The organism is Pseudomonas sp. SDO55104_S430 (assembly GCF_054070595.1).
Map to the genome: position 1 here is coordinate 1 of NZ_JBSVXG010000276.1, position 6629 is coordinate 6629.

Genomic DNA, 6629 nt, shown 5'->3' on the forward strand with positions numbered 1-6629 from the left:
TTTAGTCCCGCCCACCCCTTCAAGTCTAAACATACAAGCGAGCCTGCTCGCGATGACGTCGGGTCAATCTCATTCAATCGGCGTACTAATGAACACCTCAAGCCCCTCGGCATATTCGGTGTACGCCGCGATCTTCGGGAAGGCTTCGCGCGAGGCCTGGTCCGGTACAACCAGATTGGTGAAGCTCCAGGCCACGGCCAGGGTGATGCCGGCCTGGTCGATCGGGGCGTCGGTGTCCAGTGGCTGCTTTTCCAATTCCCTTTCCAGTGCGTTGTAGGCTGCGGCCAATTGTCCCTCCACCCGTTCCGACCAGGCCTGGAATTGAATCTCGGCCGGTCGCAGGTTGCGTTCGTAATATAGCTGCACGGATTTTTCGCACGCGGCCAATGCCAGGCCGATCAGGCGCAACGAGTGCAGGCGTTGATCGATTGCCTTCGGCATCAGGCTGCGGTCGGGGCCGGCGAGGGCTTCGAGGTAGTCGATGATCAGTGTCGAATCCATCAACACCTCGCCGTCGTCCAGCACCAGGGTCGGGGCCTTAACCACCGGATTGATCTGCTGGAACTGCTCGAACGTGCGGAATACCGACACCGAGTGCTGCTCCAGGTCGATGCCCAGGCGTTTGGCGGAAATGGCGACGCGTCGTACAAATGGCGAGTCCAGCATGCCGATCAGCTTCATTTAATCGCTCCTTGAGTCAGCCATAACGGGAAGGTCAACCTTAGCCGAGCCGGCGCGACCTGCAAACGGCTTCCCGCCGCCCAGCCGTTTGTCTTCCATATAGGCCCGCTGAATTGAATTTCTTGCTATAAACGCACTCCGATATCCGCCTGAATACCTGCCATAGCGCATTTTCGAGGCCTTGTCGGACAAATTCGCTGTCTTTTCAGTTGCTGAGGCCTCAAGTCGGCCTTAGACTGCCGCCCCTCGTAAATTGAGTGCCGGGTGGCGCTTGGAACAAACGGCGCCTTCGCGATGGCCTGAACAGGTTTGTCGCAATGCTCCCTAATTCGCCTTAATGCACGTTTTTTTATAGAGATATCAATGACAAAGGACAAGTTGCTGGCCATGCCGGCGGATGACTACATGAATGCCGAGCAACATGCTTTTTTCTCCGAGCTGTTGCAGAACATGAAAGTCGAAACCCATGAGCGCATTGAGCAGAATCGCATCGCCATCGAGAGCCTGGACAGCCCGGCCGATCCGGCTGACGCGGCTTCGGTCGAAGAAGAGCGCACCTGGCTGGTAAACGCGATCGATCGCGACCAGCGCATGCTGCCTCAGTTGGAACAAGCTCTGGAACGCATCAAAGAAGACAGCTTTGGCTGGTGCGACGACAGTGGCGAGGCTATTGGCCTCAAGCGCCTGCTGATCAGCCCGACCACCAAGTACTGCATCGAAGCTCAAGAACGTCACGAGCAGATCGACAAGCACCAGCGTCAAGCCTGATTTCGTACGGCAATCGGTGTCCTGCCGGTTGTCCTGAAAAGATCGCAGCCTTCGGCAGCTCCAAAATGGGAGCGCTGACTAAGGCTGCGATCTTTTTTCTGTTGCCCCCCGATTTTCCCGTTTCTTCCGTTGATCTGCTGCAACGCCCTCGACTAAAGCACCATAGATAATGGCTTTTTAGTGGCGCTTAATGCGACGACAACAATTAGAAAATGTCTGGGGTGACAAAGATGACGAAAGACAAGACTCGGGCTATCGAAGCTTTGGCTGTCGCGGCCCCGTTGCTGCTGTCGAAAAATCGTTGGCTGACACCAACATTGCAAAGTATCGCCCTGATGCTGTTGCTGTGTGGCATGAGCCTTCAAAGCTGGCCGCTGTATGTTGGCCTGCCAATGGCTGTGCTGATTGTCTGGCTGCCGCGCCTGCGCTCGCGCGCGACTCGCCAGACCGCCGCTGTCGATACCGGCGACGCCATCGCCGCGTTGACCCGTGATCTTTCCCGCACCACCAGCCATAACGCGCTGTCCGCCGCGGGGGTGGCCTTTTCCGTCAGGCAACTGGCTGACCGGTTGCAGTCGCAACTGGGCGCCGCGGCACAAATCGTCAGCAACGCCGAAGTGATGATCGCCACCGAACAGGCTACATCGACCTTGAGTCGAGAGGCGCTGAGTGCGGCGAGCGAAGCGCATCGCAGTGGCGCGGCTGGGCGCGCTGAACTGGTAGAGTCGATTACGCGGATGCATCAACTCAGCGAACGGGCCAGTGGCAGCCGTCAGCTGATCGAAGCCTTGAGTCTGCGCAGCGACGATATCCAGCGCGTGACCCTGGTGATCCAGTCCATCGCCAGCCAGACCAATCTGCTGGCCCTGAACGCGGCGATCGAAGCGGCGCGGGCCGGTGAACATGGCCGGGGTTTTGCGGTGGTGGCCGATGAGGTTCGCGGGCTCGCCGCGCGTACGGCTACTGCGACTGGGGAAGTAGGCGAGATGGTGGCGGATATCCAGCAGCGCACCGCGCAGGTGGTGGAGCAGATCCGTCAGTTGTCCAGCGACCTGGACACTGGCGTCGAGCAGGTCGAGCACACCGGTCAGCACCTGGAAAACATCGCCCGCCTGGCGGCCGGCGTCGAGGGTCAGGTCGGGGAGATCGCTCGGGGTGCCGAGACCAATCGCGAGCAATTGGACAGCCTGTTCCACGCCATTGAGCAGATGCGTAGCGACCTGTCCGTCAGTGATCAGCAGACCCGGCGCCTGTCCGAGGCGGCGGTGCAGATGGAAGGGCAGGCCGAGAGCATCAGCGAGCGGTTGGCGGAAGTCGGGCTGGATGACTATCACCAACGGATCTACGACCTGGCGCGGGAGGGCGCAAACCTGATCGCCGAGCGTTTCGAGGCGGACATCGATGCGGGTCGGGTCAGTCTTGATGATTTGTTCGACCGTAACTACCAGGCGATTGCCGGCACTCAGCCGGTCAAATACCAGACGCGGTTCGATGGCTATACCGACCAGGTCTTGCCGGCGATTCAGGAACCGCTGCTGCTGCGTCATGAAGGACTGGTGTTTGCCATCGCCTGCACGCAGCAGGGTTACGTGCCGACTCACAACAAGGTGTTCAGCCAGCCGCTGACCGGTGATGTACAGGCAGACACCGTGCATAACCGTACCAAACGCAAGTTCGCCGACCGCACCGGGATTCGGTGTGGCAGCCATCAGCAGCCGGTGCTGTTGCAAACCTATACGCGCGATACGGGGGAGCTGATGCATGATCTGTCGGTGCCGATCATGCTCAAGGGGCGGCATTGGGGTGGGTTGCGGTTGGGGTACAAACCGCAAAATACACTGTAAGAGCGAGCAAGCACGCGATGGTCGTCAACGATAACGTTGGCGGCCTGATGTCCGCGGTGTTCCGAGTTCCATCGCGAGCAGGCTCGCTCCCACAGGGGGAATGGATTTTATCTGGCGATTGTTACGACTTTGGAAAGAAAGCTCTACAAACCCAATATTGTTTCCGCACCTGAAGACTTCGTACCATAACGATATAGTTAGGTTGCTAACGGAGTTCGAAGAGCAACATGCAAAGCAAAGTCGATGTGGCAGTAATGATTGGCAGCGGCGTACCCGCCAGTCTGCGGGCCCTGGGACAAAGTGTGTGCTGGGTGGTACTGCTGAATGGCGAACGCCGGGGCACGGCGTTTTCGAGCCGGGATGAGGCGGAGGAGTGCAAGGCTGCCTGGATCGCGCAACTGAAGGTCGAGACGCCGGACAGCCTGCATTGAGGTCAGTGGACCTGGTGCATGCGCAGGTTCAGATCGTCCACCACCCGCGCCCAGTCGGCGTCTTCGCGCAGTTGCTCCTTGAGAAAGCCCGCCTGTTGCGGCGTCCAGAATTCCGCGTCGATGAGTTTCTTGTCCTCTGGCAGCGGTGAATGACTGGCAATGAAATCGTCGATAGCTTTCTGGGTGGAGTCCAGGCCGAGCTGGTCGAACAAACCTTTCAAGTCGTGGGTCGGTGATTCCATTTTCATCTCCTGGCAGGGTGAATCGGATTCTGAAGTTCGTTGTCTCTATTTCTGATGAAGGCGAGCTTCAAGAGTTCGAAATCGATATTCAATCCAATGTTCAAACGCAGCAGTGAGCATAGACCGCAAAGCTGATCTTCAGGCTTTCAATGCGTTGCCTCCAGCGCTCGGGCGAGGGCGCAGGCTTCGTTGTGATCGACGCGGAAACCTCTTACATGCCCGGTGGAAATTTCCTTGATATGAAAGAACGAATTCCCGGCCAATATCACTTGGAAGCGCGGGATTTCGGGGGAACGTGAGTGAAGTTCAGCTTGTCGTATAGTCGGCGAACCTGAAACCTGCAATGGTGCAAAGGGTTGGGCAAAGTGTGTAAGCGTGCACATATGAAGTCCTTTTCGTTGTTTTTACCGACGTATGTACGTCCGTATGGGTAGTCTCGGCGAGCATGGCTGCTCTAGAATCACCGTCACTGGTGGGGTGAGTGATCGTATCTAAAGCAATTTTCGGCTTGCGATATGTCAGAAAAGTGCTTTTTTTTAAGAGTTTTTTCCCTGAAGTCGATAGTCCGTATTCTTCTGGCTGTAGGAAGGGCGTTTTCCTTCAACCTTTGACGAAAGCCAGGCAAGACGAGGCGAGCATCGTCCAGTAGTCTGCTCAGGCCTCGGGATGGGTGAGTGCATAGCTCATCCGCCACACGATTGGGGTTTATCAAGTTTCACTTTCGGCATTGCCGCTTTTTTCGGCTGTGCGCCTTTTATGCGTGCGGCGTCATTTTCAGATGTGGGGATGGTTCCTTGGCAGTAAGTAATCTCGATATGCATGCGTTGTTCGTGCTGGGTGATTTGCGCGCGAAGCTGGTCAAACTGTTTCAATCTCGTTTCGTCTACATCACTGAGCAGAGCGCCGAAGGCATTTATGTGGCGGAGCTCGACACTGAGTCAGCACTGGTGGTCGACGACAAGCCAGGGCTCAAGCTCAAGGTCGGCGATCATTTCAGCGCCTCGGTCCTGCCCAGTCGCGAAGGCGGCAAGCTGGAAATCAGATTCCGCGACATCAAAATGACGGTCTACGGCCTTGGTGACTACGCCTTCGTGACCACCGCCGACGGCGAAGCCATCGTGTTCAAGGAAGGCCACAGTGCGGTAACGGTTTTCGCCGCTCACCAGCAGTTGCAGGAAGGCCTGACCAAAACCCTCAAGGCCGTAACCGCCAAGGCCGCCAAATGGCGCAAGGGCGAGTTGGTGACCTTCAAGGCCAGCGAGTGATGAGCCAGCCCCGCGCCGAATTCCATGAACAGAACCAGGCCCGCGCCGAGGCCGAAGCCCGGAGACTGTTCGCGCAGAAGACCGTTCTGCAGGGCGCATGGCTCAATTGGGTGGCCTCTGAACTCTACGGTTTGCGCCCGCCTGAATACGCCAACATGGTCAGACGAGAGCTGACGCGGATGCAGGAAATTTCCGAAAATTGATCTGAACCCCTCGAAAGCAGGAACCTCTACTACAGTCAGTTGACTGAAGTTTCAGAGGCTTTGCGGTCTTCTGCCAGGCCATCCTGCTATTGCTGCGAACAGCACGAGGTGCAAAAGCATGAAAGGTTTTCGACGCTTGCTGGCTGCGAGCCTGACCACTTTCGCTGTGTTGGCATCACCCGCTCCGGTGCTCGCGGCCCAGACGCCGGTGCATTTCGCCGACCTCAATTGGGAAAGCGGCAGTCTGATCACCGATATCCTGAGAATCATCGTCGAGAAGGGCTACGGCCTGTCGACCGATACCTTGCCCGGCACCACTATCACCCTGGAAACCGCCCTGGCCAACAATGACATTCAGGTCATTGGCGAAGAGTGGGCCGGGCGCAGTCCGGTGTGGGTCAAGGCGGAGGCCGAAGGCAAGGTGGTGAGCCTGGGCGATACGGTCAAGGGGGCGACCGAAGGCTGGTGGGTGCCGGAATACGTGATCAAGGGCGATCCGGCCAAGGGCATCAAGGCCATGGCGCCAGACCTGCGCAGTGTCACTGACCTGCCCAAATACAAAGACGTCTTCAAGGATCCGGAGGCGCCGAGCAAAGGGCGTTTCCTCAACAGCCCGATTGGCTGGACCTCGGAAGTGGTCAACAAGCAGAAGTTGAAAGCGTATGGTCTGGACGACAGTTACGTGAACTTCCGTAGCGGCTCCGGCGCGGCGCTGGATGCCGAGATCAGTTCATCGATCCGCCGCGGCAAGCCGGTGCTGTTCTACTACTGGTCGCCCACGCCGTTACTCGGTCGCTTCAAACTGGTCCAGCTTGAGGAACCGCCATTCGACGCCGAAGCCTGGAAGACCCTGACCGACGCCGACAACCCCAACCCAAAACCCACCCGCTCGCTGCCTTCGAAGCTGTCCATTGGCGTGTCCACGCCGTTCCAGAAGCAATATCCGCAGATCGCCGAGTTCTTCAGCAAGGTCGATTTCCCCATCGATCCGCTGAACAAGGCCCTGGCCGACATGAGCGAAAAACACACCCCACCGCGCCAGGCGGCGGAGGATTTCATGAAGAAGCATCCGGATGTTTGGAAGGCGTGGTTGCCGAAGGATGTGGCGGAGAAGGTGTCTGCCGAGCTGAAATAATTTGGTGATTCCGGATACGTCTTCGCGGGCAAGCCTCGCTCCTACAGGGTTTCGATCAGC

9 protein-coding genes are annotated in these 6629 nt (G+C 57.8%); 6 read left to right on the forward strand and 3 right to left on the reverse strand.

The window, feature by feature from the left end; all coding sequences use genetic code 11:
- Positions 1–69: 69 nt before the first annotated feature.
- Positions 70–681: a glutathione S-transferase gene (locus tag ACW9JE_RS27330; protein ID WP_457434531.1), complete on the reverse strand. Its 612-nt coding sequence runs from the start codon at positions 679–681 to the stop codon at positions 70–72.
- A 363-nt stretch (positions 682–1044) separates the two neighbouring features.
- Here ACW9JE_RS27330 and ACW9JE_RS27335 point away from each other — a divergent pair, with 363 nt between their 5' ends.
- From ACW9JE_RS27335 to ACW9JE_RS27345, 3 genes are all read left to right on the forward strand, one after another.
- Entirely contained in the window at positions 1045–1449 is a 405-nt protein-coding gene (locus ACW9JE_RS27335; RefSeq protein ID WP_224536388.1) for a TraR/DksA family transcriptional regulator, read from the forward strand.
- 620 nt (positions 1450–2069) lie between these two features.
- Positions 2070–3293, forward strand: a complete 1224-nt coding sequence (locus tag ACW9JE_RS27340) for a methyl-accepting chemotaxis protein (RefSeq protein ID WP_457434532.1) — start codon at positions 2070–2072, stop codon at positions 3291–3293.
- 227 nt (positions 3294–3520) lie between these two features.
- Complete coding sequence (locus ACW9JE_RS27345; RefSeq protein ID WP_224536385.1) at positions 3521–3724, forward strand: hypothetical protein; 204 nt, start codon at positions 3521–3523, stop codon at positions 3722–3724.
- 2 nt (positions 3725–3726) lie between these two features.
- Here ACW9JE_RS27345 and ACW9JE_RS27350 read toward each other — a convergent pair whose 3' ends face one another.
- Both ACW9JE_RS27350 and ACW9JE_RS27355 read right to left on the reverse strand, forming a co-directional pair.
- Positions 3727–3966 carry a DUF2789 domain-containing protein gene (locus tag ACW9JE_RS27350; protein ID WP_175378983.1) on the reverse strand — a complete coding sequence of 80 codons (240 nt, stop codon included), beginning with the start codon at positions 3964–3966 and terminating at the stop codon, positions 3727–3729.
- 146 nt (positions 3967–4112) lie between these two features.
- The gene (locus tag ACW9JE_RS27355; RefSeq protein ID WP_224536383.1) at positions 4113–4349 is read right to left on the reverse strand and encodes a hypothetical protein; all 237 of its coding nucleotides are present in this window, start codon (positions 4347–4349) and stop codon (positions 4113–4115) included.
- A 432-nt stretch (positions 4350–4781) separates the two neighbouring features.
- Here ACW9JE_RS27355 and ACW9JE_RS27360 point away from each other — a divergent pair, with 432 nt between their 5' ends.
- From ACW9JE_RS27360 to ACW9JE_RS27370, 3 genes are all read left to right on the forward strand, one after another.
- Positions 4782–5231, forward strand: a complete 450-nt coding sequence (locus ACW9JE_RS27360) for a hypothetical protein (RefSeq protein ID WP_224536441.1) — start codon at positions 4782–4784, stop codon at positions 5229–5231.
- Entirely contained in the window at positions 5231–5434 is a 204-nt protein-coding gene (locus tag ACW9JE_RS27365; RefSeq protein ID WP_224536382.1) for a hypothetical protein, read from the forward strand. Before ACW9JE_RS27360 ends, ACW9JE_RS27365 begins: the two co-directional genes overlap by 1 nt.
- Positions 5435–5552: 118 nt before the next feature.
- Positions 5553–6569, forward strand: a complete 1017-nt coding sequence (locus ACW9JE_RS27370) for an ABC transporter substrate-binding protein (RefSeq protein ID WP_224536380.1) — start codon at positions 5553–5555, stop codon at positions 6567–6569.
- The last annotated feature ends 60 nt before the right edge of the window (positions 6570–6629 follow it).